At 72.7% G+C, this 22391-nt stretch carries 27 protein-coding genes; 12 read left to right on the forward strand and 15 right to left on the reverse strand.

Annotated elements, in window-relative coordinates:
- The first annotated feature begins 129 nt into the window (after window positions 1-129).
- The 4 genes from ACIA3K_RS00610 (at window position 130) to ACIA3K_RS00625 (ending at window position 3776) form a co-directional block, all read left to right on the forward strand.
- A complete protein-coding gene (locus tag ACIA3K_RS00610) occupies window positions 130-702 on the forward strand; it encodes a hypothetical protein (protein ID WP_396798108.1) in 573 nt (190 codons plus the stop codon).
- 120 nt (window positions 703-822) lie between these two features.
- A complete protein-coding gene (locus ACIA3K_RS00615; RefSeq protein ID WP_396798109.1) occupies window positions 823-1590 on the forward strand; it encodes a glycerophosphodiester phosphodiesterase in 768 nt (255 codons plus the stop codon).
- Between the two features lie 21 nt (window positions 1591-1611).
- On the forward strand, window positions 1612-3003 hold the full coding sequence (locus ACIA3K_RS00620; RefSeq protein WP_396798110.1) for an MFS transporter: 1392 nt from the start codon (window positions 1612-1614) through the stop codon (window positions 3001-3003).
- Window positions 3004-3059: 56 nt separating this feature from the next.
- Complete coding sequence (locus ACIA3K_RS00625; protein WP_396798111.1) at window positions 3060-3776, forward strand: thymidine kinase; 717 nt, start codon at window positions 3060-3062, stop codon at window positions 3774-3776.
- Here ACIA3K_RS00625 and ACIA3K_RS00630 read toward each other — a convergent pair.
- Genes ACIA3K_RS00630 through ACIA3K_RS00640 form a run of 3 tightly spaced genes read right to left on the reverse strand, consistent with a single transcriptional unit; the run spans window position 3743 to window position 6580 of the window.
- Entirely contained in the window at window positions 3743-4945 is a 1203-nt protein-coding gene (locus tag ACIA3K_RS00630; RefSeq protein WP_396798112.1) for a low temperature requirement protein A, read from the reverse strand. The genes ACIA3K_RS00625 and ACIA3K_RS00630 overlap by 34 nt on opposite strands.
- On the reverse strand, window positions 4942-6135 hold the full coding sequence (locus ACIA3K_RS00635) for a low temperature requirement protein A (RefSeq protein ID WP_396798113.1): 1194 nt from the start codon (window positions 6133-6135) through the stop codon (window positions 4942-4944). Before ACIA3K_RS00635 ends, ACIA3K_RS00630 begins: the two co-directional genes overlap by 4 nt.
- Window positions 6122-6580: a hypothetical protein gene (locus ACIA3K_RS00640; RefSeq protein ID WP_396798114.1), complete on the reverse strand. Its 459-nt coding sequence runs from the start codon at window positions 6578-6580 to the stop codon at window positions 6122-6124. Before ACIA3K_RS00640 ends, ACIA3K_RS00635 begins: the two co-directional genes overlap by 14 nt.
- A gap of 125 nt (window positions 6581-6705) precedes the next feature.
- Here ACIA3K_RS00640 and ACIA3K_RS00645 point away from each other — a divergent pair, with 125 nt between their 5' ends.
- Together ACIA3K_RS00645 and ACIA3K_RS00650 are read left to right on the forward strand one after the other, a co-directional pair.
- The gene (locus tag ACIA3K_RS00645) at window positions 6706-8409 is read left to right on the forward strand and encodes an acyl-CoA dehydrogenase family protein (RefSeq protein ID WP_396798116.1); all 1704 of its coding nucleotides are present in this window, start codon (window positions 6706-6708) and stop codon (window positions 8407-8409) included.
- A gap of 44 nt (window positions 8410-8453) precedes the next feature.
- Complete coding sequence (locus ACIA3K_RS00650) at window positions 8454-8822, forward strand: VOC family protein (RefSeq protein ID WP_396798117.1); 369 nt, start codon at window positions 8454-8456, stop codon at window positions 8820-8822.
- Between the two features lie 47 nt (window positions 8823-8869).
- Here the strand turns inward: ACIA3K_RS00650 and ACIA3K_RS00655 are convergent, their stop codons facing one another.
- The 8 genes from ACIA3K_RS00655 to ACIA3K_RS00690 form a co-directional block, all read right to left on the reverse strand.
- Window positions 8870-9715 carry an LLM class flavin-dependent oxidoreductase gene (locus tag ACIA3K_RS00655; RefSeq protein WP_396798118.1) on the reverse strand — a complete coding sequence of 282 codons (846 nt, stop codon included), beginning with the start codon at window positions 9713-9715 and terminating at the stop codon, window positions 8870-8872.
- A 29-nt stretch (window positions 9716-9744) separates the two neighbouring features.
- On the reverse strand, window positions 9745-10743 hold the full coding sequence (locus tag ACIA3K_RS00660; RefSeq protein WP_396798119.1) for a tyrosine-type recombinase/integrase: 999 nt from the start codon (window positions 10741-10743) through the stop codon (window positions 9745-9747).
- Window positions 10744-11086: 343 nt separating this feature from the next.
- Window positions 11087-11512: an Hsp20/alpha crystallin family protein gene (locus ACIA3K_RS00665; RefSeq protein WP_396798782.1), complete on the reverse strand. Its 426-nt coding sequence runs from the start codon at window positions 11510-11512 to the stop codon at window positions 11087-11089.
- Between the two features lie 68 nt (window positions 11513-11580).
- Window positions 11581-12096 carry a GNAT family N-acetyltransferase gene (locus ACIA3K_RS00670; protein WP_396798121.1) on the reverse strand — a complete coding sequence of 172 codons (516 nt, stop codon included), beginning with the start codon at window positions 12094-12096 and terminating at the stop codon, window positions 11581-11583.
- The gene (locus tag ACIA3K_RS00675) at window positions 12093-12629 is read right to left on the reverse strand and encodes a DUF2087 domain-containing protein (RefSeq protein ID WP_396798123.1); all 537 of its coding nucleotides are present in this window, start codon (window positions 12627-12629) and stop codon (window positions 12093-12095) included. The genes ACIA3K_RS00670 and ACIA3K_RS00675 overlap by 4 nt, the downstream gene beginning before the upstream one ends.
- A gap of 575 nt (window positions 12630-13204) precedes the next feature.
- Window positions 13205-13936 carry a sulfite exporter TauE/SafE family protein gene (locus ACIA3K_RS00680; protein ID WP_396798125.1) on the reverse strand — a complete coding sequence of 244 codons (732 nt, stop codon included), beginning with the start codon at window positions 13934-13936 and terminating at the stop codon, window positions 13205-13207.
- A 94-nt stretch (window positions 13937-14030) separates the two neighbouring features.
- Entirely contained in the window at window positions 14031-14222 is a 192-nt protein-coding gene (locus ACIA3K_RS00685) for a DUF397 domain-containing protein (protein ID WP_396798127.1), read from the reverse strand.
- The gene (locus tag ACIA3K_RS00690) at window positions 14213-14983 is read right to left on the reverse strand and encodes a DUF5753 domain-containing protein (protein ID WP_396798128.1); all 771 of its coding nucleotides are present in this window, start codon (window positions 14981-14983) and stop codon (window positions 14213-14215) included. Before ACIA3K_RS00690 ends, ACIA3K_RS00685 begins: the two co-directional genes overlap by 10 nt.
- A gap of 199 nt (window positions 14984-15182) precedes the next feature.
- Between ACIA3K_RS00690 and ACIA3K_RS00695 the strand changes: the two genes are divergently transcribed.
- Window positions 15183-15431, forward strand: a complete 249-nt coding sequence (locus ACIA3K_RS00695; protein WP_396798130.1) for a flavin reductase — start codon at window positions 15183-15185, stop codon at window positions 15429-15431.
- On the opposite strand, the gene ACIA3K_RS00700 is transcribed toward ACIA3K_RS00695, so the two are convergent.
- Genes ACIA3K_RS00700 through ACIA3K_RS00710 form a run of 3 tightly spaced genes read right to left on the reverse strand, consistent with a single transcriptional unit; the run spans window position 15384 to window position 17578 of the window.
- Window positions 15384-16019 carry a GNAT family N-acetyltransferase gene (locus ACIA3K_RS00700; protein WP_396798131.1) on the reverse strand — a complete coding sequence of 212 codons (636 nt, stop codon included), beginning with the start codon at window positions 16017-16019 and terminating at the stop codon, window positions 15384-15386. The genes ACIA3K_RS00695 and ACIA3K_RS00700 overlap by 48 nt on opposite strands.
- A gap of 24 nt (window positions 16020-16043) precedes the next feature.
- Entirely contained in the window at window positions 16044-16550 is a 507-nt protein-coding gene (locus ACIA3K_RS00705; RefSeq protein ID WP_396798133.1) for a DUF664 domain-containing protein, read from the reverse strand.
- Window positions 16547-17578 (reverse strand): aldo/keto reductase, encoded by a 1032-nt coding sequence (locus ACIA3K_RS00710; protein ID WP_396798135.1) that lies wholly within the window; start codon window positions 17576-17578, stop codon window positions 16547-16549. Before ACIA3K_RS00710 ends, ACIA3K_RS00705 begins: the two co-directional genes overlap by 4 nt.
- A 122-nt stretch (window positions 17579-17700) precedes the next feature.
- On the opposite strand from ACIA3K_RS00710, the gene ACIA3K_RS00715 reads away from it, so the two are divergent.
- On the forward strand, window positions 17701-19254 hold the full coding sequence (locus ACIA3K_RS00715; protein ID WP_396798137.1) for a glycosyltransferase family 39 protein: 1554 nt from the start codon (window positions 17701-17703) through the stop codon (window positions 19252-19254).
- 23 nt (window positions 19255-19277) lie between these two features.
- On the opposite strand, the gene ACIA3K_RS00720 is transcribed toward ACIA3K_RS00715, so the two are convergent.
- Window positions 19278-19763, reverse strand: coding sequence for an RrF2 family transcriptional regulator (locus ACIA3K_RS00720; protein WP_396798138.1), 486 nt, complete (start codon window positions 19761-19763; stop codon window positions 19278-19280).
- Between the two features lie 129 nt (window positions 19764-19892).
- On the opposite strand from ACIA3K_RS00720, the gene ACIA3K_RS00725 reads away from it, so the two are divergent.
- From ACIA3K_RS00725 to ACIA3K_RS00740, 4 genes are all read left to right on the forward strand, one after another.
- Window positions 19893-20627: an SDR family oxidoreductase gene (locus ACIA3K_RS00725; protein WP_396798140.1), complete on the forward strand. Its 735-nt coding sequence runs from the start codon at window positions 19893-19895 to the stop codon at window positions 20625-20627.
- A 61-nt stretch (window positions 20628-20688) separates the two neighbouring features.
- Window positions 20689-21264: an NTP transferase domain-containing protein gene (locus ACIA3K_RS00730; RefSeq protein ID WP_396798142.1), complete on the forward strand. Its 576-nt coding sequence runs from the start codon at window positions 20689-20691 to the stop codon at window positions 21262-21264.
- 9 nt (window positions 21265-21273) lie between these two features.
- Complete coding sequence (locus ACIA3K_RS00735; RefSeq protein ID WP_396798143.1) at window positions 21274-21735, forward strand: HNH endonuclease; 462 nt, start codon at window positions 21274-21276, stop codon at window positions 21733-21735.
- A gap of 119 nt (window positions 21736-21854) precedes the next feature.
- On the forward strand, window positions 21855-22262 hold the full coding sequence (locus tag ACIA3K_RS00740; RefSeq protein WP_396798144.1) for a hypothetical protein: 408 nt from the start codon (window positions 21855-21857) through the stop codon (window positions 22260-22262).
- The last annotated feature ends 129 nt before the right edge of the window (window positions 22263-22391 follow it).

The following is a 22391-nucleotide window of genomic DNA, read 5'->3' on the forward strand; positions in this document are numbered from 1 at the left end:
AAGATCGGCGCAGCTGGGCGGCCGCGCTCCCCCGGGCAGGGGAGGCGGTTGGCTCGGCACGGGGATCAGGGCGGGCTTGGCTGCGACGAGGCTGGAGATCGTCAAGCCATCGACGCGAGGGGGTTTCCCATGGTCAGGTACGCGCGGGCCGGGACGGTAGCGGCGGCAGCAGTCACTCTGGTCGCGGCGGGCTCGTCGACGGCGTGGGCGCAGCCCACCGCACCGACCGGCACGTCGCCGCCGAGAGCCGCCGCCATGGTCGCCGGGGTGGGGCATTTCGTGTACGACGAGCCCAACATGGTGGGGCACCGGATCTGGTTCGGCGTCGCGGCGGTCACGACCGTCGACGGGTCGACGCGTGGCGAGTTCCGTTACCGGCACGCGCTGCCGGACGGCACCGAGCTCGCCCGGGGACGCGCCGACGTGACCTGCCTGCGGGTGGTCGGGAACGTCGCGGTGTTCACGGCGATCGTGCCCGACGGCGTCGACCCGGTCCGCAACCACGGCTACTACGTCAAGATCATCGACGGTGGACGGCAGCCTGACGTGATCGTCGACGCCCAGACCCAGAACGGGACCGAGCCGCCACCCACCGGTTGCCTCGATCCCGAGTCGGAACTGCCACCCGAGGCGCCCGCGCGACCCCGGTACCCGATCCTCGCCGGTGGCTACGTGGTCCGCGCCGACACCGCCCGTTCCTGAGCACCTGGCGCTCCCGTCCCACGGGGGTGACGGGGGCGCCAGGATCGGCGGCCGGTGCGAGGGGACGAATGTCGCCGGCAGGCCACCTACGCTCCATCGGCCGCGTGCATACTGCGTCGCGTGCTCAACCGATCCGCCTACCTCGACGCGCCCGCGCCGCTGGCGTTCGCCCACCGCGGCGGCGCCGCCGAGGGCGACGAGAACACCACCGCGGCGTTCGCCCGGGCCGTCGGGCTCGGTTACCGGTACGTGGAGACCGACGTGCACGCCACCGCAGACGGCGTCCCGGTGATCTTCCATGACCCGACGCTCGCGCGGGTCACCGGTGAGGCGGGGCGCATCGCCGACCTGAGCTGGGCCGACCTCGCCTCGGTACGCGTCGGCGGCGCTGCCGTCGTACCCCGGCTCGACGAGGTTCTGGACGCGTGGCCGCAGGTCCGCTTCAACATCGACGTGAAGGCCGACGGCGGCGTGGCGCCGACGGTCGCCACCCTGACCCGGGTCGGCGCGGCCGACCGGGTGCTGCTCGCCTCGTTCAGCGACGCCCGACTGGCCCGGCTGCGGGCGCTCACCGAGGGGCGCGTCGCCACCAGCCTCGGCATGCGGGGAGTCGCCCGGCTGCGGCTGGCCTCGCTGCACGGCCGGCCGCTGCGGCTGCCCCCGTCGGTGGTCGCCGCGCAGGTGCCGCCCCGCTACGGGCGGGTGCCGGTGGTGGACCGCCGGTTCGTCGACTACTGCCACCGGCTCGGCCTTCAGGTGCACGTCTGGACGATCGACGAAGCGGACCAGATGCACGACTTACTGGATCGTGGCGTGGATGGCATCATGACCGATCACGTCGGCGTGCTGCGCGACGTCTACCGCAGCCGCGGCCACTGGACCGCCTGAACAGCACCGAAGGAACCCCCGATGGCCGAGACCGTGACCCCCACGGTGACCGACACCCCGCCTCCGGCGAGCACCCCCCGCGAGCGCAGGGGCTGGTACCTCTACGACTGGGCGAACTCCGCGTTCCAGTCCACGGTGATCACCGTGTTCCTCGGCCCGTTCCTGACCACCATCGCCGAGACGGCCGCCGGCTGCGAGCTTGGCGCGGACAGCTGCGACGGGTACGTGCACCCGCTGGGAATCCGGGTCGCGGCCGGGTCGTACTACCCGTACCTGATCTCGTTGTCGGTGTTCCTGACCGTGTTCGCGCTGCCGGTCATCGGGGCGATCGCCGACCGGTCGGCGCACAAGAAGCGCCTGCTCGGCGGGGCCGCGTTCACCGGCGCCGGGGCGACCATCGCGATGGCCTTCGTCACCGGTGACCGGTACCTGCTCGGCGGCGCGTTGTTCCTGGTCGCCAACATCTCCTTCGGCGCCGCGATCGTGGTCTACAACTCGTTCCTGCCGCAGCTCGGTGGTCCGGACGAGCGGGACGGCATCTCCAGTCGTGGCTGGGCGCTGGGCTACCTCGGCGGTGGCCTGCTGCTGGCGGTGAACCTGGCCACGGTCTCCCTGCTCAGCGAGGACGACAACCCGCAGCGCACCCTGGACCTGGCCCGCTGGTCGATCGTCTCCGCCGGCGTGTGGTGGGCGGCGTTCACCCTGGTGCCGCTGCGCTGGCTGCGCGATCGTCCCGTGACAGCGGCCCTGGCCGCGCGGGGCAACGTGCTCACCGACGGGTTCCGGCAGCTCGGGCACACCCTGCGCGAGATCCGGGCGTACCCGCTGACGTTGTTCTTCCTGCTCGCGTTCCTGGTCTTCAACGACGGCATCCAGACCGTCATCACGATGGCCAGCCAGTACGGCACCGAGGAGCTGCGGCTGGAGCAGAGCACCCTGATCGTCACGATCCTGTTGGTGCAGTTCCTCGCCTTCGGAGGCGCGTTGCTCCTCGGCGCGCTGGCCCGGCGCATCGGGGCGCGCAAGACGGTGCTGATCAGCCTGGTGCTCTGGACCGGTGTGATCCTCGGCGTGTTCTGGCTGCCCGCCGAGGCGCCGCTGCCGTTCATGGCGCTCGGCGCCTGCATCGGCCTGGTCCTGGGCGGCAGTCAGGCGCTGAGCCGGTCCCTGTTCAGCCAGCTCATCCCCGCCGGCAAGGAGGGCGAGTACTACGGCTTCTACGAGATCAGCGACCGGGGTACGAGCTGGCTCGGCCCGCTCGCGTTCGGCATCGTGTTCCAACTCACCTCCTCCTACCGCGTGGGCCTGGTCTCACTGGTGGGCTTCTTCGTGGTCGGGTTCCTGCTGCTGTTGGCGGTGCCGATGCGCCGGGCCATCATCGCGGCCGGCAACACCCCACCACGGGTGCTCTGAGCACGTGCGACGCACCTGACAGATCCGGGCCGGTCGATCGGCTAGGCTGCCCGACCGTGACCGACGACGCCGCTGCCACCCCGACCTGCCTGGCCCACCCGTTCCCCGGCCAGCCGCACGCTCCCGCCGCCTGCGCGGCCGCGCGTGGGCTCGACGGGCGGCCGGTGCACGCCGCGGCGTTGAAGTTCTTCTGGGGGCCGATGGACTGCGGTAAGTCCACGATGGCGTTGCAGATGAACTACAACCACGCCCGGCAGGGCCGCCGGGGTCTGGTCACCACCCGCATCGACCGGTCGCTGGGTCCACAGGTCACCACCCGCATCGGCCTGGCCCACGAGGCCATCGAGGTCACCGACGACCTGGACCTGCGGGCGCTGGTGCGCGGTCGCTGGGCCGACGGGGTACGCGTCGACTACCTGATCTGCGACGAGGCCTGCTTCTACACCGTCGAGCACGTCGAGCAGATGGCCGAGTTGGTGGACAGCTACGACGTCGACGTGTTCGCGTTCGGCCTCGCCACCGACTTCCGGTCCTGCCTGTTCCCCGCCGCGCGGCGCCTGTTCGAGCTGGCCGACGAGGTGGCCCGCATCCAGGTCGAGGTGCTGTGCTGGTGCGGCCGGGAGGGGCTGCTCAACGCCCGGGTCGTCGACGACCGGGTGGTCCGCGAGGGTGAACAGGTCGTCATCGGCGACACGGTCGACACCGCCGACGTGCGCTACCAGGTGCTCTGCCGGCGGCACTACCGCAGCGGCGACCTCGGCCCCCGCGACTGAGGCACCCGCCGCTCCGACACCCGGTCGGTCACGATCACCGCGGCCGTCATCAGCAGCGCCGCCCCGGCGGTGACCGCGACCGGTGCGCCCAGCGCGACCGTCCCGGGGACCAACGCGAGCAGCAGCAGCGTCGCCGTGACCCGGCCGGCCACCCCGGCGAAGCCCAGCACCAACTGGTAGGCCGCGTGCCCGGCCAGGAACAGCGCCGGGCCGCCGAGTACGACCAGCGCGTCCGCCCAGCCGACCGGGTGGCCGGGCGCGTGCAGCAGCCGCTCGTCGCCGACCGCGGTGACCACGATGCCGCCCACCATCACCGGGTGCAGGTAGTTGAACACCAGCCGGGACAGTCGGCCGGCCCGCTCACCCGCCTCGGCCAGGGCCCGCATGACCGTGTCCGCCTGATCGAAGTACACCCACCACAGGGCCACCGACCCGGCGAAGGCGAGCAGGAAGGCGGAGACGCTCGCCCGGTCGAGGTGCTGCGTCAACGTGCCGCCGGTGATGAGGATCGACTCCCCCAGCGCGATCAGGACGAACGCCTGGCAGCGTTCGGCCAGGTGCCCGCCCTCCACCTCCCAGCGTTCGGGGGTGCTGCGGCCCATACCGGGCACCGGGAATCCGGTCGCCAGCCCGAGCGCGTCGACGGCGATCACACCGATCCAGATCAGCTCCCGGGCCGGGCTCGGCGTCAGGCCGCCGACGAGGGCCAACATCCCGGTGGCGGCGATCCAGACGACGCACTGGCGGAAACTGTCACTGACGTACGGCTGGCCACGGATGGCCCACACGGCGAAGACCGTCCGACCGATCTGCACCGCCGTGTACGCTCCGGCGAAGAGCAGACCGTCGCCGCCGAACGCGGTGGGCAACGCCGCCGCGAGCAGCAGACTGCCCAGCGTCACCACCAGCAGCGTGGCGCGCACCGGCGTCCGGTCCGGGCGCAGCCAGTTGCCCATCCAGACGGTGTAGATCCAGACCAGCCAGACCATGCCCAGCAGCACCGCGGTACGCCCCACGCCCGGCCAGTCGAGGTGCTCGCTGAGGTACTGGGACAACTGGGTGATCGTGAAGACGTAGACGAGGTCGAAGAAGAGCTCGGTGGACGTGGTCCGCTCCACCCCGCGACGGGGACGTAGCAACTGCGGGTGGGCCGGTACGGGTTCGGTCACGACGTGCCCCGCTGGACCCGGATCCGGTCCATGACGATCACCGTGACGGTCACCGCCGTTGCCAGCGCCGCGCACGTCACCACCGTGACACCCAGCCCCACGCAGGCCGGTATCAGGGCCAGCAGCACCGCCACGGCGGTGATCCGGCTGGTCGGCAACGCTCGCCACAGCACCGCCTGGTAGGCGGCGTGCCCGACGAGGAACAGCGCCGGACCGCCCAGGGTGAACAGGGCGGTGACCGTGGTGACCGTCGCGCCCGGGGCGTGCAACAGCCGCTCGTCACCCGCCGAGGTGACGACGACGCCGGCGACCATCACCGGATGCAGGTAGTTGAACGCGAGCCGGCTCAGCGCCCCCGTACGCGCGCCCGCGCGGGCGACGACCTCCGCGGCGGCCGGGGCCGACCGCGCGAAGTACACCCACCACAGCGCCACCGAACCGGCGAACGCCACCCCGAACGCGCCGACGCGTACCAGGTCCACGTGCGACGTGAGGGTGCTGCCGGTGACCAGGATCGACTCGCCGAGCGCGATCAGGACGAACGCCCCGCAGCGCTCCGCCAGGTGCCCACCCTCCACCATCCACCGCTCGGGGCGGCTGCGTTCCCGCCCCGGCAGCGGATAGCCGATCGACAGGCCCACCACCTCGAGCACGATCACCGCCGCCCACACCACCTCCCGGGCCGGGGAGTTCACCAGGCCGCCGACCACCACGAGCACCGACGTGGCGGCGATCCACGGCAGCGACTTCTGGAACCCGTCGACCAGCCACGGGTTGCCCTGCGCCGCCCACAACGCGAACGCGGTCCGGCCCACCTGCACGCTCACGTAGACCACCGCGAAGAGCAGACCCGTGCCGGCGAACGCCTGCGGGATGGCCGCCGACAGCAGCAGGCTGCCCAACGTCACCCCGATCAGCATCGCCCGTACCGGTCCCTGGTCCGGTTGCAGCCAGTTGGTGACCCAGGTGGTGTAGACCCAGACGAACCAGACCAGCGCCAGCAGCAGGGCGGTACGGCCCGCGCCAGGCCAGTCCGGATGCTCGATGAGGTAGTGCGACACCTGAGTGATCGTGAAGATGAAGACCAGGTCGAAGAACAACTCGGTCGAGGTGGTCGGCTCGACGCCCTGGCGTCGGCGCAGCAGCCGGGGATGCGCCAGGTCGACGGCCGGCGGCTCAGAAGGGGTCACCGCACACCCGCCAGTCGCCGCCCTCGCGGACCACCGGCAGGCGACGTTCCTCGCTGATGCCGCCGGCACGGGTCACCTTCACGGTCACCGTGCCGCGCGGACGCCCACCCTTGGTGGACACCGACACGTCGGTGATCTCGTAGTCGGTCACCATGGGCGGGGTCCGCACCCAACTGGTGAACCCGATCGCGCTCCAGCGGGTACGGGCGTCGGCGCACAGCCGCTCGTACGCACGATCGCTGTCACCCAGGGACACCTCGCTGAGGAACCCGTCGGCGGTCTCCCGGATCGGGCCGGCGGCCTGCCGCACGGTCTGCAGGTTCCACGCTCCCAGTCCGGCGACTCCGACGCAGCACAGCGCCATGCCGAACCCGGCGAAGGCCAGCCCGGCACGCATCGGGCGGCGCCGCCGGGCCGGTCGGCTCCACGACTGGCCGGCACCCACGACTACCGACCGTAGAGAACGTCGTCGCGGTGAGGCACGGCAAGCCGGAAACTGGGCCTTCTTTCGGCGCGGCGACGCATCGTCTACCGTCGGCGCACACCCCCGTAGCGCCAGGGAGCCGATCGATGAGCCGCTTCGTGCAGCCGGTACCACCCCCTGTTGACCCGTACGCCGGTGATGCCCTGCTGCGCTCCTGGCTGGAGCGTCACCTCGGCGCGGCCGGTCACGCCGCCGCGAAGGGCCGCCTGGCCGACCTGGCCGCCGACGTGACCGGGCCGCTGCGCGCGGCGCACGCCGACGCCGAGGCGCACCCGCCGACGCTGGTCCGCTACGACCCGTGGGGCGCGCGCGTCGACCGCATCGAGGTGTCCGCCGGCTGGCAGGCGCAGCGGGCCGCCGCCGCCCGGCACGCGGTGGTGGCGCTGCCCTACCTGCCCGACGCGCGGGGCACCTGGGGCGCTGCCGCGCGGGTCGTACAGCATGCGCTGCTACACCTGTACGGGCCGGAGTCGGCCACGTTCTCCTGCCCGGTGGCGATGGCCGACGGCGCGGCGGCGCTGCTCAGCCTGCCCGACGTCGACGCGGGTGTCCGCGACGCGTGGCTGCCCCGGTTGACCTCCACCGATCCGGACACCGCGATCACCAGCGGGCAGTGGATGACCGAGTCGCAGGGCGGCTCGGATCTGGGCCGGTCGAGCACGATCGGCCGGCCGGCGGCGGACGGTTCGTGGCGGCTGACCGGGGAGAAGTGGTTCTGCTCCGCAGCGGACGCGGCGATGGCGGTGGCGCTGGCCCGTCCCGAGGGTGCCGGGCGGGGCAGCCGGGTGCTCGCCCCGTTCCTCGTACCCCGCTATGCGGTCGACTCTCCGCTGGCCACCGGCGCGGCGGCGGACGCGCCCGCTCCCGGTGTCGTCGTACACCGGCTCAAGGACAAGCTCGGCACCCGGGCGCTGCCGACCGCCGAGATCGGGCTGCGCGACGCGTACGCGGTGCCGCTGGGCGACCCGGCGGTGCCCGGCCTGGTCCGGGCCATGACGCTGGTCGTGGTGACCCGGGTGCACAACGCCGCCGCCGCTGCCGGTGGGATGCGACGAGGACTCGCCTACGCCCGCGCGTTCGCCGACACGCGTCACGTCGCGGGCGGCCCGCTGTCGTCCTCGCCGCTGCACCGCGCCACGCTGGGCACCCTCGCGGTCGACGCGGCGGGCGCGTTCGCCCTGGCCGGGCACGCGTTCGCGCTGCTCGGGCGGGTGGAGGTCGGCGCCGACCCGGAGGCGGTCGCCGAGCTGCGCATCGTCGCGCCGCTGGCCAAGCTCGCCACCGGCCGGCTCGCCGTCAGCTCCGCCAGCGAGTACGTGGAGAGCTTCGGCGGCGCCGGCTACGTGGAGGACACCGGGGTGCCCCGGCTGCTGCGCGACGCGCAGGTGCTGCCGATCTGGGAGGGCACCACGAACGTGCTGTCCCTGGACGTGCTGCGCGCGTTGACCCGGGAGGACGCCGGGACGCCGTTGCTGCGCCGGCTGACGGCCGCCGTCGACCTGGCCCGACCGCTGTCGCCCGCGCTGGCCGACACCCTCGCCGGCGTCGCCGGGCAGCTCAGCGACACCATCGCCATGGTGACAGCCGACCCGGGCGGGGCGACGGTCATCGCGGGCGCCCGTGCGCTGGCGCTGCGTCTGGCGTACGCGCTGACCGCCGCGCTGCTCGTGGAGCACGCCGCGTGGGGTGACGAGCAGGCGGAGCTGGCGGCCCGGCTGTGGGCGCGGCGGTGGCTGCGGCATGAGGACATCGCCGGGGACGCCCACCACCACCTGGACCTGCTCTGCTGAGCGGGTCGACGGAGTTTGTCGGGGGTGCCGGGCAGACTGCGGGCATGACAACAACCGCCGACCTCGCGATGGTCAATCTGGACAGCTCCGACCCGGCCGCGCAGGCCGCCTTCTACCACCGGGTGTTGGGCTGGGAGATCACCCACAGCCAGGCCGAGTACGCGATGATCCGCGACGGTGGCGTGTCCATCGGATTCGGCCTGGTCGAGGGCTACGCGCCGCCGGCCTGGCCGGACCCGACCGGGCAGAAGCGCTACCACCTGGACCTCTACGTCGACGACCTGGCCGTGGCCGAGAAGGAATTCGTGGCCGCGGGCGCGTCGAAGCCGGAGTTCCAGCCCGGCGAGACGTGGGTGGTGCTCCTCGACCCGGTCGGCCAGCCGTTCTGCCTCTGCCGCCGACCGCAGGGCTGAGCGGCGCGACGCTCCGCGCCCGGTCAGCGGGCCGACGGTCGCGCTGTTCAGCGCAGTGGGCCGCGCGCCACCGCTTCGCGCATCGCCGCCGGATCGCCGACCGGGACGTACTCCAGCCACCAGGTCGCCCCTGCGGCGGCCAGGTCACGGTGGTAGGCCCGTTCGGCGCGCTCGTCCGGCCGGCGACGCCGGCCGCCGATCGCCACGTCGAACGGCTGACCGTCGGCCCGGGTCGCCGGCAGCGCCTCGACCAGCTCGTGGACCTCGTCGGGGGTGAAATCGGCCCAGCCGTCGGTGTCGGTCAGCTTGTACGGCACGATGCCGTCGGCGCGGGCCGCGCGACGTCGCACCGCCCGAGCCTGCGTGCTGCCGCCGACCCACACGGGCACCCGGGGCGACTGCACGGGCGGTGGACGCAGCGCCACGTTCTCGGCGCGGTAGTGCACGCCCCGGTGCTCGATCCGTTCGCCGCTGAGCAGGCCGGTCAGCAGGTCGAGGCCCTCGTCGAGCATCGCGGCGCGGACGGCCACGTCGGTCGGCTCGCCGAACGCGGCCAGACCCCGGTCGCCGGGGTCGCCGACGCCGACGGCCACCGTGGCCCGGCCGGCGCTGAGGTGGTCGAGGGTCAACACCTCGCGGGCCAGCTTCGCCGGGCGGCGTCGGGGCAGCGCGGTGACGGTGGTGCCGAGGCGCACCCGCCCGGTGCGACCCGCGATAGCCGTGAGCAGCAGCCACGGGTCGTACGTGGACGGGTCGTCGCCGAAGTGGTGGATGAGATAGTCCTCCAGGAACACCCCGTCCCAGCCGGCGCGCTCGGCCAGCTCACCCAGCTCGACGAGGGTGGAGACAGCGACGTCGCCGCCGCCGCAGGGGATCTCCAGGCCATATCTCATCCGCCGACCGTACGACGGGGGTCCGACGGTCAGGCGCGGCGGCGCGACCGGGCGGCCCACACCGCGTACGCCGGGTCGCGGTCGAGGTTGTGCCGGTCCCGGTCGTAGCGGCGGGTGGTGCGCGGGTCGGCGTGTCCCATGGCGTCCTGCACGTCTTCGAGGGGTACACCCTCGGAGCGGGCGGTGGTGGCGAACGCGTGTCGCAGCGAGTGCGGTGACAGTCGCGCCCAGGCCGGGATGCCGGCGGCCCGGGCGAGGCGACGGACCATCCGGAACACGGAGTGCCGGTCGAGTCGTGCGCCGCTGGCGGTGACCAGCAGCGGCCCGCTCAGCTGCGTCACCGGCACGCCTTCGGCGGCGGCCCGCTCCGCCAGGTACGCGTCGACCGCGTACGCGGTGCCCGGGGTGAGGGCGCGGCGGCGCTGCTTGCCGCCCTTGCCAACGAAACGCACGCTGCGGTGCCCACGTTCGGCGCCGAAGTCGGTCAGGTCCAACGAGACCAGTTCGCCGACCCGCAGGCCCAGGTCGGCCAGCAGCGCGACGGCGGCCCGGCTGCGCGCCGCCGTCGGGCCGGTCTCGGCGTCGGCGGCGGTGAGCAGGGCGTCCACCTCCTCGGGGGTGAGGCCGATGGTGGCGGAGTGGTCGCGGTCGACGCGAGGACGGTCCGCGCCGGAGACCGGGTTGGCGGGTACGCCACCGAGCTTGACGAGGAAGTCGTACCAGCTCGACAGGGCGGACAGCCGACGTGCGACGGTCGCCGGGGTCAACGGTCGGCCGCTGCGCACCACGAGGGTGGACTCCAACGCGCGGGCGTACTCGTTGACGTGCAGGAACGTGGCGCGCAGCGGATCCAGGTCGTGCTCGGCGCACCAGCCGAGGAACGCGGCGACGTCGCGCCGGTAGGCGTCGCGGGTGTGCTCGGAGAGTCGACGGTTGCGCAGCCACGCCTCGGTGACGTCCATCGGCGCGCTCGGCAGGGCCGGTCGGGCGGTGGCGCGGGGAAGCACGGGCGCGTCGGAGAACACCATGTGAAAAAGGTTCTCAGCAGCGGATGGGATTGCCACGCAGGCGCGCCGACGCCCGGCCTCCTCGCGCGCCGACGACCGGCACCCGTGGTGCGGGCGCCGGCCGTCGAGGCGGTGCATCAGGCGTTGATCTTGCACTTTCTGCGGCGACATGAAGTACATACCGGGTCATCACAACAACCCAAAGCGCAAGATCGCCGCCCCCGGCCCCGGCCCCCTCCCCCCACCGCCATCCGTCGCATCGATCATGAAGTTATTGCCGGCTGGTTCGGCGTGTCGTGGCAATAACTTCATGATCGCCGGAGCGGAGGGGGTGGAGCGGGGTGGGTGGGGGGCGGGGGTGGGGTTAGGCGTTGATTTGGCGGCGGGCGTTGCCGTTGGCGGTGATGGTGACCCGGCGCGGCTTGGCCCGCTCGGCGACGGGGATGCGCAGCGTCAGCACCCCGTGCTCGTAGCCCGCCTCCAGCTTGTCGGTGTCGAGGGTGTCGCCGAGGAACAGCCGCCGCGTGAAGGTGCCCATCGGACGTTCGGCGGCGACCAGCTCGATCCCGTCCCCGGCGGGTCGGCGGCGCTCGGCGCGGACGGTGAGGACGTTGCGCTCGACGGTGCAGTCGATGGTGTCGGGGTCGACGCCGGGCAGGTCGAACGCAGCGTAGAAGTAGTCTCCGTCGCGGTAGGCGTCGAGCTGCATCGTCGCCGGACGGGCCGCCGTACCGAAGAACTGCTCGGCGAGCCGGTCCACCTCGCGGAACGGGTCGGTGCGCATCAACATGGTCATGCCTCCTCGGTTCTCCTGGCCGAAGGTGATGGTTGAGTCGAGGCGACTCAACTTCCTCCTTCTTATTTAGCGCCTTCCGAGCCGGCCGTCAACTCCTTCTCGAACCAGTGCTCGGCGTACGGGCCCTGCGAGTAGGCGGGGATCTCGACATAGCCGTGCCGGGCGTACAACGCGCGCGCCTCGACCAGGTCGGAGCGGGTGTCCAGGCGGATCCGGTCCGCTCCGGCGGACAGGGCCCGCGCCTCGACGGCGGCCAACAGCGCGGCCCCTCCGCCCGTGCCGCGGTGCGCGGGCCGCACGAACACCCGGGTCAGCTCGGCGAATTCGGGCCGCCACCGCAGTCCGGCGCAACCGGCCAGGTCCGCGCCGCGGTGGGCGAGCAGGAGCACACCACCGGGGTACGCCAGATCGTCGCTGGGCATCTCGGCGAGCGCGGCGTCGACCTCGCCGGGTCGCTCGGGGCGGTCGTAGTAGCGCACCACCATCTCGGTCATGTACTCGCGCAGCAGGAGTCTCGCGTCCGGATGGTCGGGCCAGACGGTACTGGTCGACCACTGCGCTCGGACGGCCGTGGTCACGTGTTGTCCGCGGTGGCGGCGGGCCGCTGGTAGATGCCCTGATCACGGGTCAGCAACCGCTCGTCCACCAGGTAGCGGCGCAACGTGGCGTGGTCCGACGCGCCGCTGGCACACCACGGCTTGAGCGCGTCGTCGACGGCCCGCTCCGGATAGCGGGTGTCCTGCTCGAACGACCGCTGCGCGATGTGGGCCAGCAGCACCCGCCGCCGTCCGCGCTGCGCCGGCATGCCGACCAGCACGTCCCCGCGCAGGAAGGTGCGCAGCACCGGGTCCTCGGTCGACTCGGTGTCGTCGGCGGGGCGGCTGTCGCGCGCCGCCGCTCGCAGCGACGCCTCGTCGACCGCGAGCGTGCCGTCACCGCCGGTGATGAGGCCCGCAGCGGCGAGCCGACCGAGGCCGGTGCCCACGACCCGCGCGACCAAGCCGGAGCGCTGCACGACCTCGGCCACGCTCGTCGATCCCAACGCGACCGCCGCGAAGATCCGTCGCCGTCCGTCGTCGGCCAGGGCCCCGGCCAGTGCGTGTGCAGTCATGCCGGTCACCCTCCCATCGGCGTACGGGAGCCGCCAGGCGATTTCCGGGGTACACGCCCAGCCGCGCTGTCGCCGGCCTGCTGGTCCTCGTTTCGAGGTTGAGGAAGATCGGGTCAGCGATCAGCGGTGGAAACGATCGTGGTGAGAGGTCCGCCGCGGCGAGGTCCACCCCGGGGGCGGCCCGCTGGGTGCGGGGCAGCGGTGACGGCGAGAAGACGCCTGAGGCGTCGAACTCGAAGGGAGGCGGGTCCGTGTGGACGAAAGCCGGCATGCGGACAGAGCGGAAACCGTTCATGGCTTCGGTGATTCCAAGGTCTCGGCGGGAGGCGCCGAAGGGCCTCCTGGATCCAGTGGCAGGTAGCCGGGTGTCTCCGGCTGGCGCGACGTGGTAGATCACGTCGCGGACCGAAACCCGCACCGGTCCTGCGGCGCGGGTTTCGAGTGGCATGGCGGACGGCGGGGAGGTCACTCGAACCCGCCGTGGTCTCGCACGTGCGCCACTGGTCACTGATCCATGCGCGCCAGCATCGTCGACCCGTGGTCGGCGGGCAACGGATTTCGCGCGTGGCTGGTAGCTACCCGGCGATGATCAACGTGATGCCGGCTGCCATCAGGCCGACCTCGACGAGGAGGACGAACAGTCGTTCGCTGATCCGACTCATGGTGTGTTTGCCGAACCAGGCTCCGGTGAGGGTGGCTGGAGTGAGGGCCAAGCCGAGCCACAGCACGTTCGGGTTGAGTAGCCCGCCGCCACCGTAGGCGGCGAGTTTGGTCAGGTGCATGATCAGGGCGCAGGTGGCTTCGGTGCCGATGTAGGCGTCGCGGACGAGGCCGTAGGCGAGAAAGAACGGGGCGGTCAGCGGGCCGACCGAGCCCACTAGCGCTGACCCGAGTCCCGAGGCCGCTCCGATCCCGACGAATGCCCGGGGTGTGGGTTTACGGGGGTGGGGGTTGATCCGCCGCCAGATCACGACCGCGAGGAGGAACGCGCCGAGGAGGCCTCTCAGCGGGGCAAGGGGTGCGGTGGCCAGCAGCAACCCGCCGGCCAGGGCGAACGGTACGGCGCCGAGGGCGAACCGGCCGATGATCGGCCAGTGCAGGTGGTGGCGGTTGAGCCAGGCGCGGCTGCCGTTGCTGGCAAGTTGGGTCACGGTGAGTACCGGCACGGCGGTGCGCAGCCCGAACAGGGCGGTGAACACCGGCAGCAGGAGTACCCCGCCGCCGAAGCCGGCCACCGCCGACAGCCATGCCAACGCGAACGCGGCAGCCGAGGCTACCGCGAGGTCCATGAGCAGGCCGGCGTTCATTGCCGGCTCAAGGCGGTGATGGCGTGGGCGCGAGACGCAGGGTCTCCGGCCGCCGACGCGTTCGGTGCGCCCGTACCCGGGCCGATGTGGACGGTCAGCCGGCGGCGCGGGCCATGGCGACGAAGCCGCGCCAGGCGTCCGGGCGGAACGTGAGGGTCGCGCCGTCGCGGTCCTTCGAGTCACGGACGAGCACCACGCCCGCAAGGTTGTCGGCGACCTCGACGCAGTCGCCGCCGTTGCCACCGCTTCTCGTGCTCGTGCGCCACCGCGCCCCGGTCATGTCCATGATCCCGCCGCTTCTCTGAGAAGGTCCAGGGAACGTCCCCGGGGCAGCGCCTCGCCGCGAATCCGCTCCCACCGCCGCTCCAGGCTAACAAGCTCCGATGGCGCATCGAGGATCTGCGCCTGCGCGGCGCTGTCGACGTGCGCGAGGCGCGAGCCGTCCGGCAGGTCGGCGATGGTGAACGGACCGTCGAGCCCGGGATAGCTGGGGGCGTCGGCCGGCACGATCTGAAGCTGGACGGTGTCCGTCTCGACGTAGCCGAGCAGGCGGGTGAGCTGCGCCGCCATCAACGCCCGGTCGTCGCCGACGCGGCGGCGCAGCACCCCCTCGTCGAGCAGGGCGATGAGCAGCGGTCCCTCGGCGTCCCGTTCGATGATCGACTGCCGATGCAGCCGCGCCTCGGTGAACTCGTCGACCGCGTCCGCCGTCAGCACGCCGCCGGCCAGGGTCGCCCGCGCGTACGCCTCGGTCTGGAGCAGCCCCGGCACCCACGCCAACTGGAACGACCGCAGCGTCACCGCCTCGCGTTCGATGTCGACCCAGGGTCGGAACCACACGGGTTCGCGGCGACGAAGGGCGTCCGGCCACAGTGCCTCGGCGTCGCGCGCCAGCAGCTCGGCGACGGTCGCGCGGTGTCGACTCTGGGGAACGTGGCCCGGGTTCGCCCACCGGGCGACGGTCTTCGGGTGCACACCGATCCGGTCGGCGAGGCTCTCGGCCGTGTGACCCGCCTCGGCGAGCGCGGCGACAAAGGCGTGGTTCATGCCGTTCCTTCCCTGGGGGCAAATGAGCTGCGCCAAGGAGATTACGTAACGCTGTGTGGTTGTCCAGAGACTCCCGGCAAAGTGGGGTATCGACGGCGCGGCCGGCAGGGACCCGAACCCGGCGGACGCGTTCGCGGCGGGGGCCGCTTCCGTGATCAGAAGCGGCCCCCGCCTCCACCAGCCGATGAGGAGGACAGCCGTGCCGCACAAGGAAAAGGCGCACTCCCCGTTGCGCCCGTCGTGGCGCTGCCCGGTCTGCGGCATCCTGTGGCCGTGCTCGACCGCGAAGCTGCGCCTGCTCGGGCGTTACCGCGAGGACCGCCCGGGTCTGTTGACGCACCTGGCGGCGGTCCAGAGGGAGGCCGAGGCCGACCTCGCCACGCTCAACCCCGACGTGGCGCTACCCGATCTGACCCCGCGTTTCGTCGGCTGGGCGCAGCCCCGCTGAGCCGATCGGCCCCTCGGTGCGCAGTCGCGCGTGCTGGTGCATGTCGTGCCAGCCGTCGGCGTGCCGCATCGCCTGACGCGCCACCCCCTCCACGGTGAAGCCGCCCCGCGTGGCGACCCGGCACGACGCCTCGTTGGCCGTCGAGTGGTTCAGCTCCAACCGGTGCAACCCGGCCTGCGTGAAACTCCACCGGGTCAGCGCCTCCAGCGCCGCGGTGGCGATCCCCCGACCGCGCGCCTCGGGCAGCAGCCAGTACGAGATCTGCGCTGACCCCTCGCTCAGCAGCACGTCCCGCAGTCCCGTCTGGCCGACCGGCCGGTCGTGGCCGTCGACGATCGCGAAACTCACGGCCGTCTCGGCACGCCACCGACCGGTCCACTGTGCCGTCCACGCCCTGGCCTCGGCGTCGTCGTCGAGCCGGAGCACGTGCCACCGCTGGATCGCCGGGCAGCCGAACGCCGTACGGACGGCCGGGGCGTCGTCGTCGCGCCACGGCCGCAGCGCCAGCCCGGGGCGTACCTCAAGGTGGGGTTGTTCCTGGGCGGCGAGGGCCCCGGCGGGCAGGGCGGGCGTGACGAGCAGCGGCATCGGCCCATTATCGGCCGGGCGGCCTCACTCCCCGGTCGGGCCTCCCGCCAGCTCGGCGACCACGTCGAGGTGGCCGAGGTGACGGGCGTACTCCTGCACCAGGTGGAACAGCACCCGTTCCAACGACGCCGGGTCCGCGCCGTCCCAGCGCGGGCCCGGCGCCCCGATCTCGGCCAGGTCGTGCGCCGACACCACGGCGGTCGTGTGCGCGCCCTGCGCCCGCAGCGCCGCCACCAGGTCGTCGCGGGCCTGGTCGGGAGCGACGTACCAGCGGTCGTCCCGACGATCACCCCACGGCTCGGCGACATCCCGACCCTCGAAGCCCCACTCGATCCAGCGCAGCTCGACGTGGCGCAGGTGCGTGAGCAGCTCCAGCGACGTCCACCCGGACGGCAGTCGACTGCTGCGCAGCTCCGCCTCGTCCAACGCCGACACCTTGGCCACCACCGACTCGCGGAAGTAGTCCAGGTAGCGCAGGAAGACCTCGGTGCGGCTGCCCGCCGGCGCGGTCGGCTCGGGGAAGGGAATCATGACCCGCTCGGCAGGTCGCGCGCACGCTGCCGAACGCCGGCCCCGCCGTACGGGTAGTCGCCCACCGGGGGCGCGCTCGCCTCGTCCAGCAGCCGCATCTGCTCGTCGGTCAGGGCGAGGTCGGCGGCGGTCAGGTTGTCGTCGAGCTGCTCGATGGTGCGCGCGCCGAGGATCACCGAGGTGACCGCCGGCCGGGCCGCCAGCCAGGCCAGCGACACCGCCGACATGGACGCACCAAGGTCCTTGGCGACCTGGCTGACCGCGTCGAGCACCTGCCAGGTGCGCTCCTGCCCGTTGCGACCGGCGTACGCCTCGACGCCGCGCTCCGGGTTCTCCCCGAGCCGGGTCGCGCCGGTGGGCGTGGTGTCGCGGCGGTACTTGCCGCTCAGCCAGCCCCCACCCAGCGGTGACCACGGCAGGATGCCGATGCCCTCGTTCGCACAGACCGGCACCAGCTCGAACTCGATCTCCCGGGCCAGCAGGTTGTACTGCGGTTGCAGCGTCACGATCGGGGTGAGGTTGAGGTGCTGGGTGAGCAGGGCCGCCTTCTGCAACTGCCAGCCGGTGAAGTTGCTGACCCCCGCGTAGCGGATCTTGCCGGCGCGTACCGCGTCGTCGAAGAAGCGCAGCGTCTCGGGCAGCGGCGTCAGTGGGTCCCACGCGTGCGCCTGGTAGAGGTCGACGGCCTCGACGCCGAGCCGCCGCAGGCTCGCGTCCAGGGCGCGGGTGAGGTGCACCCGGGACAGGCCGGCGTCGTTCGCCCCCGGGCCCATCGGGAAACGGCCCTTCGTGGCGATGACGAGGCGGTCCCGTACGTCGGGCCGGGCCCGCAGCCAGCGACCGACGATCTCCTCCGAGATGCCCCTGGAGTAGACGTCGGCGGTGTCGAGGAAGGTGCCGCCGGCCTCGACGAACCGGTCGAGCTGCGCGAAGCTGCCCTCCTCGTCGGTCTCCGCGCCGAAGGTCATGGTGCCCAGACAGAGGGTCGACACCACCGTGCCGGTGGCGCCCAGATTGCGATAGCGCATATCGTCCTTTCGGTCCGAGTGACAAAGCTGATCTTCGCACTCGTCCCCACCACCCGCACACGGACGATCCCGAACCCCGGCACGGGCACCCACGCGGCGACGCAGCCGGTCATCATGAGCGGGTGAGCGAGCCCGCGATCGATGTCGACCGACCGCACCGGCCCACCCAGCAGCCGCCGTCGGCGACGCCACCCGCGCCCGGCGCGCCCACGCGCGGTCCGTGGCTGGTGGCCGCCGCGACCAGCGTGACGCTGCTGCTGCTCGCCGGGCGCTACGGCTATCACCGCGACGAGCTGTACTTCCTGCTCTGCGGTCGGCACCTCGACTGGGGTTACGTCGACCAGGGCCCGCTGGTCCCCGCGCTGGCCCGACTGCTCGACGAGATCGCGCCGGGCAACCTGGTGGTCCTCCGGACGCCGTCGGCGCTGCTGGCCGGGGGCGCGGTCCTGCTGGTCGCCGCCATCGCCCGGGAGCTGAGTGGTGGCCGGGGCGGGCAGAGCTTCGCGGCGGTGCTCGCCGCGATCTCCGGCATCGTGCTCGCCAGCGGGCACCTGCTCAGCACCACGACCGTCGACCTGGTGGTCTGGCTCGGCGTGGCGTGGTGCGCGGTGCGACTGCTGCGCACCGGCGACACCCGGTGGGCGCTCCCGCTCGGGCTGGTGCTCGGCGTGGGCATGCTCAACAAGCTGTTGCCGGCGCTGCTGGCCGTGGGCCTGCTCGCCGGGGTGCTGATCGCGGGACCGCGTGGGCTGCTGCGCGACCGCAGGGTGCTCGCCGCCGCCGCGATCGCCCTGGTGCTGGCCGCGCCGAACCTGATCTGGCAGGCGACGCACGGCTTTCCGCAGCTCGGCGTGGCCGCGTCCATCTCCGACGGGGACAGCTCCTACAGCGGCCGCCTTGACGCGTTCACCCTCCAGTTCCTCATCATCAGCCCGTACGCCGTACCGATCTGGATCGCCGGTCTCGTCGCGTTGCTGCGCCGGCCGACGTGGCGGTCGTACCGGGCGGTGGGTTGGGCCTGGATTGTCGTGTTCGGTGTGGTCCTGGTGACCGGCGGCAAGGGCTACTACGACGCTCCCCTGCTGTTGGCGCTCGTCGCGGCGGGCGCGGTGGTGACCGCCGCCTGGGCGTCGCGTGGTTCGGCGTGGCTGCGGCGGGGGGTGCTCGCGGTCGGCGCGGTGCCGTTCCTGCTGCCCAGCATCGTGCTGCTGTTGCCCGTGCTGCCGGCCGACCGGCTGCCCGCCTTCGTGGTCGACGTGAACTACGACGCCGGCGAGACCATCGGCTGGCCGGCGTTCGCCGACTCGCTCGCCACCGTCCACCGTGGCCTGCCGGAGTCCGATCGCGCGCGGGCGGTCGTTCTCACCGCCAACTACGGCGAGGCCGGGGCGGTCGCGCGCTACGGGCCGGCACGGGGGCTGCCCCGGGCGTACTCCGGTCACAACAGCATGCTCGACTTCGGCCGCCCGCCCGCCGATGCGGACGTGGTCATCGCGGTCGGCTGGGAGCGCCCCGACGTGCTGAACGGCTGGTTCGAGCAGTGTGTGCTGGCCGGGCGGGTGGACCAGCGGGTCGAGGTGGCCAACGACGAGAACGGCGGCCCGATCCACGTGTGCCGGGGGCTGCGGCGTCCGTGGGCCGAGATCTGGGACACCGAGGTACGCCGGGCCGGCTGAGCCACGTCGCGGCCGCCGAACGCTCAGCCGGCGGGGTCGCCGGTGAGCCAGGCGCGGACGGTGGCCAGGGCCTCTGGGCCGGAGTCGACGTCCACGTCCCGGGCGAGGTCGGCGATCGTGATGCCGGCCAGGGCGTCGCGCCACGCCGTCTCGGCGGCCCACATGGCGCGGGCGATCGGGCACGCGCCGGTGCAGTCGGCGGGCGGGGTGGCCAGCGGGCCGCGCTGACGGATCTCGGTGCACACGAAGGCCGGACCCGGCCCGTCGACGGCGTGCACCACGTCCAGCACGCTGATCGACTCCGGCGCGCGGGTCAGCGCGTAGCCACCGGACTTGCCCTGCACGGAGTGGATGAGCCCAGCGCGGGCCAGCGACTGGAGCTGCTTGGCGAGGTAGCTGCCGGAGACGTCGTGTAGCTCCGCGAGCCGGGCGGCCGGGACGGGCCGGCTGCTGGTGGTGAGCACGACACAGCAGTGCAGCGCCCACTCGACACCGCCGGACATCTTCATCGCCTCACCCTAGCCACCCCTGATACTCGGATCGTTCTTGTCCGAGTATAGTTCTCGGACATAAGAGGTCCGAGTTTGGCGGCGCCACTGGGGGGCCGGGACGAACGGGACACGGAAGGTGGAACGGACATGAAGATCGCTGTGATGGGCGGGACGGGCCTGATCGGCTCCCAGGTCGTCCAGATCCTGCGTACCGCCGGGCACGACACGTTCGGGCACTCGCAGTCGACCGGAGTCGACCTCCTCACCGGGCAGGGCCTCCCCGAGGCGCTCAAGGACGTCGACGTCGTCGTCAACCTCACCAACTCGCCGACCTTCGACGAGGCCTCCCCCGCCTTCTTCCAGACCACCATGGACAACCTCCTGACCGCTGCGGAGCAGGCCGGCGTCGGGCACGCCGTGGTCCTGTCGATCGTCGGCGTCGACCAGGTGCCCGACCTGGCCTACTACCGCGCGAAGGTGCTTCAGGAGGACATCCTCAAGGCCAGCGGGGTGCCGTACTCGATCGTCCGCGCCACCCAGTTCTTCGAGTTCATCGACGCGGTCATCTCCTGGACCGCCGACGAGACCGGCGTACGCCTGCCCAGCACCCCCGTGCAGCCGATGGCCGCGGCCGACGTGGCCCAGGCCGTCGCCGACGTGAGCGTGGGGGCACCCCTTCAGGGCATCCGCAACGTGGCCGGCCCCGACGTGTTCGGGCTCGACGAGCTGGGCCGGATCACCCTCGCCGCGCGCGGTGACCAGCGGACCGTCACCACCGACGACACCGCCGGCATGTTCGCGGCGGCCCCCGGTGACGTGCTCACCGGCAAGCAGGACGCCGTTCTCGCGCCCACCTCGTACCGGGAGTGGCTGGCGCGCTGACGCGCGACTGGGCGTCCCGGCACGCGGGGCGCCCGCCGGTCGTGCGGACTAGGCTCTGACCATGGTCACGGCGGGTCTCCTCCTGGCGGCCGGCGCCGGCCGACGGCTCGGCCAACCCAAGGCCCTCCTGCCCTACCGTGGCCGCCTGCTCGTGGAGCACGCCGCCGACCTCCTCACCGCCGCCGGCTGCCGACCGGTGCTGGTGGTGCTCGGCGCGCAGGCCGACCAGATACGCGCCCGCACCCGGCTACCCGAGGTGGTGGTGAACGGCGACTGGGCGTCGGGCATGGGCTCGTCGCTGCGGGCCGGGCTGGACGCCCTGACGTCCGGCCCGGCCGCCGCCGTCGTGGTCACCCTGGTCGACCAGCCCGACCTGACCCCCGAGGCGGTACGCCGCGTCGCCCGCGACGCCACCGCCGGATCCCTCGCCATGGCCACCTACCGCGACGGGCGACGCGGACATCCGGTGCTGCTCGGGCGCGACCACTGGGCCGGAGTCGCCGAGGCGGCGACCGGCGACCGGGGCGCACGCGACTACCTCCGAGCCCACGCAGCAGCCGTACGACTGGTGGACTGCGCCGACGTCGCCGACGACACCGACGTCGACCTGCCCGAGCACGCCGCACGCCTCCGATAGGGTGACGCCGTGCTCAGCGAGGTCAAGGGGTTGTCCCGACACTTCACCGAGGCCAGTCTGCGCGACCATCTCCTGCGGCGTTCGGCGCGGCAGGACGACGGCTGCCTCATCATCAGCGGGTACGGCACGCGGCGCGGCGTTCACCAGAAGGTCGCGGGCCGCGCCTGGGCGCACATCGCCGCGTACGTCGTCTTCGTCGGCGGCTACCGCCCCGATCTGGAGGTCGACCACCTCTGCCCGGTGAAGGACTGCATCGAACCCACCCACCTGCGGCAGGTCAGCCGCGCCGAGAACTGCCGCACCCGCGCGCAGGGCCCGACCTGCCGCAACGGGCACGACCGCGAGATCGACGAGTCGACGGGTCGATACCGCCGGACGTGTCGCGCCTGCAACCGGGACAGCCAACGCCGGTGGCGGCAGCGCCAGGCCGCCGAGGTGAGCCAGGCCCGCTCGGCGTACCTGCCGAACTGACGCCCGGGCCACCGTTCACCAGGCGATTCAACCTCCGCGCAAGGTTCGCGCACACCCGCGCCGGCAGCCTTCGACGCAGATACCCCGGACGTCCGGGGCAACTCGCACAGGAGGTTCCCATGCAGCTCGGACGAATCGCGACGGCGCTCGCCATCCCCGTCGGCGCGGTGCTGACGTTCGCCACGCCGGCCTCGGCGGCGGCACCGTCGGCGCAGGCGGCGGCGAGCCCGCCCTCGGCCTGCTTCGGCGGTCACTCGTACGACGGCGGCGCCTTCGCCTGCTTCGCGCCCTACGGCGAGCACCTCTGGGTCTGTGACACCGGACCCAACCACCACCCGGTGGTGAACTACGCCATCAACGGCGGCTCGTACAGCGGCAACCGGCACTACTACCCCGGCAACGGCAAGTGCGTCGACATCGACCTCGACATCGCCGAAACCGGCTACATCACGTTCACGATCTCGAACTACGAAGGGTCCACGTCCGTCAGCGGCAGCCGGCTCTACGAGGTTCCCGCCGGCGACTGACGCCCTGCGCGCACCAACGCCGCAGCGGGGCCCCGGGCCCCGGGGCTGGGGGCCCGGGGGCCCGGCCCGGGGCGCCCCCCCCCCATAAAGGCCGCCCCCCCCGACCCCGTAGAGGAATGATACGCAAAA

It is taken from the genome of Micromonospora sp. NPDC051543, from assembly GCF_044454415.1.
Classification (GTDB): domain Bacteria; phylum Actinomycetota; class Actinomycetes; order Mycobacteriales; family Micromonosporaceae; genus Micromonospora.

What these genes read in the sequence shown, in the direction of transcription:
- ACIA3K_RS00620 (WP_396798110.1), top strand. Translation starts at nt 1,612, where the DNA reads ATGGCCGAGACCGTGACCCCCACGGTGACCGACACCCCGCCTCCGGCG.
- ACIA3K_RS00680 (WP_396798125.1), bottom strand. Translation starts at nt 13,936, where the DNA reads ATGAACGCCGGCCTGCTCATGGACCTCGCGGTAGCCTCGGCTGCCGCG.
- ACIA3K_RS00685 (WP_396798127.1), bottom strand. Translation starts at nt 14,222, where the DNA reads ATGGACATGACCGGGGCGCGGTGGCGCACGAGCACGAGAAGCGGTGGC.
- ACIA3K_RS00650 (WP_396798117.1), top strand. Translation starts at nt 8,454, where the DNA reads ATGACAACAACCGCCGACCTCGCGATGGTCAATCTGGACAGCTCCGAC.
- ACIA3K_RS00660 (WP_396798119.1), bottom strand. Translation starts at nt 10,743, where the DNA reads ATGGTGTTCTCCGACGCGCCCGTGCTTCCCCGCGCCACCGCCCGACCG.
- ACIA3K_RS00710 (WP_396798135.1), bottom strand. Translation starts at nt 17,578, where the DNA reads ATGCGCTATCGCAATCTGGGCGCCACCGGCACGGTGGTGTCGACCCTC.
- ACIA3K_RS00725 (WP_396798140.1), top strand. Translation starts at nt 19,893, where the DNA reads ATGAAGATCGCTGTGATGGGCGGGACGGGCCTGATCGGCTCCCAGGTC.
- ACIA3K_RS00690 (WP_396798128.1), bottom strand. Translation starts at nt 14,983, where the DNA reads ATGAACCACGCCTTTGTCGCCGCGCTCGCCGAGGCGGGTCACACGGCC.
- ACIA3K_RS00705 (WP_396798133.1), bottom strand. Translation starts at nt 16,550, where the DNA reads ATGATTCCCTTCCCCGAGCCGACCGCGCCGGCGGGCAGCCGCACCGAG.
- ACIA3K_RS00610 (WP_396798108.1), top strand. Translation starts at nt 130, where the DNA reads ATGGTCAGGTACGCGCGGGCCGGGACGGTAGCGGCGGCAGCAGTCACT.
- ACIA3K_RS00655 (WP_396798118.1), bottom strand. Translation starts at nt 9,715, where the DNA reads ATGAGATATGGCCTGGAGATCCCCTGCGGCGGCGGCGACGTCGCTGTC.
- ACIA3K_RS00675 (WP_396798123.1), bottom strand. Translation starts at nt 12,629, where the DNA reads ATGACTGCACACGCACTGGCCGGGGCCCTGGCCGACGACGGACGGCGA.
- ACIA3K_RS00665 (WP_396798782.1), bottom strand. Translation starts at nt 11,512, where the DNA reads ATGTTGATGCGCACCGACCCGTTCCGCGAGGTGGACCGGCTCGCCGAG.
- ACIA3K_RS00730 (WP_396798142.1), top strand. Translation starts at nt 20,689, where the DNA reads ATGGTCACGGCGGGTCTCCTCCTGGCGGCCGGCGCCGGCCGACGGCTC.
- ACIA3K_RS00700 (WP_396798131.1), bottom strand. Translation starts at nt 16,019, where the DNA reads ATGCCGCTGCTCGTCACGCCCGCCCTGCCCGCCGGGGCCCTCGCCGCC.
- ACIA3K_RS00720 (WP_396798138.1), bottom strand. Translation starts at nt 19,763, where the DNA reads ATGAAGATGTCCGGCGGTGTCGAGTGGGCGCTGCACTGCTGTGTCGTG.
- ACIA3K_RS00645 (WP_396798116.1), top strand. Translation starts at nt 6,706, where the DNA reads ATGAGCCGCTTCGTGCAGCCGGTACCACCCCCTGTTGACCCGTACGCC.
- ACIA3K_RS00740 (WP_396798144.1), top strand. Translation starts at nt 21,855, where the DNA reads ATGCAGCTCGGACGAATCGCGACGGCGCTCGCCATCCCCGTCGGCGCG.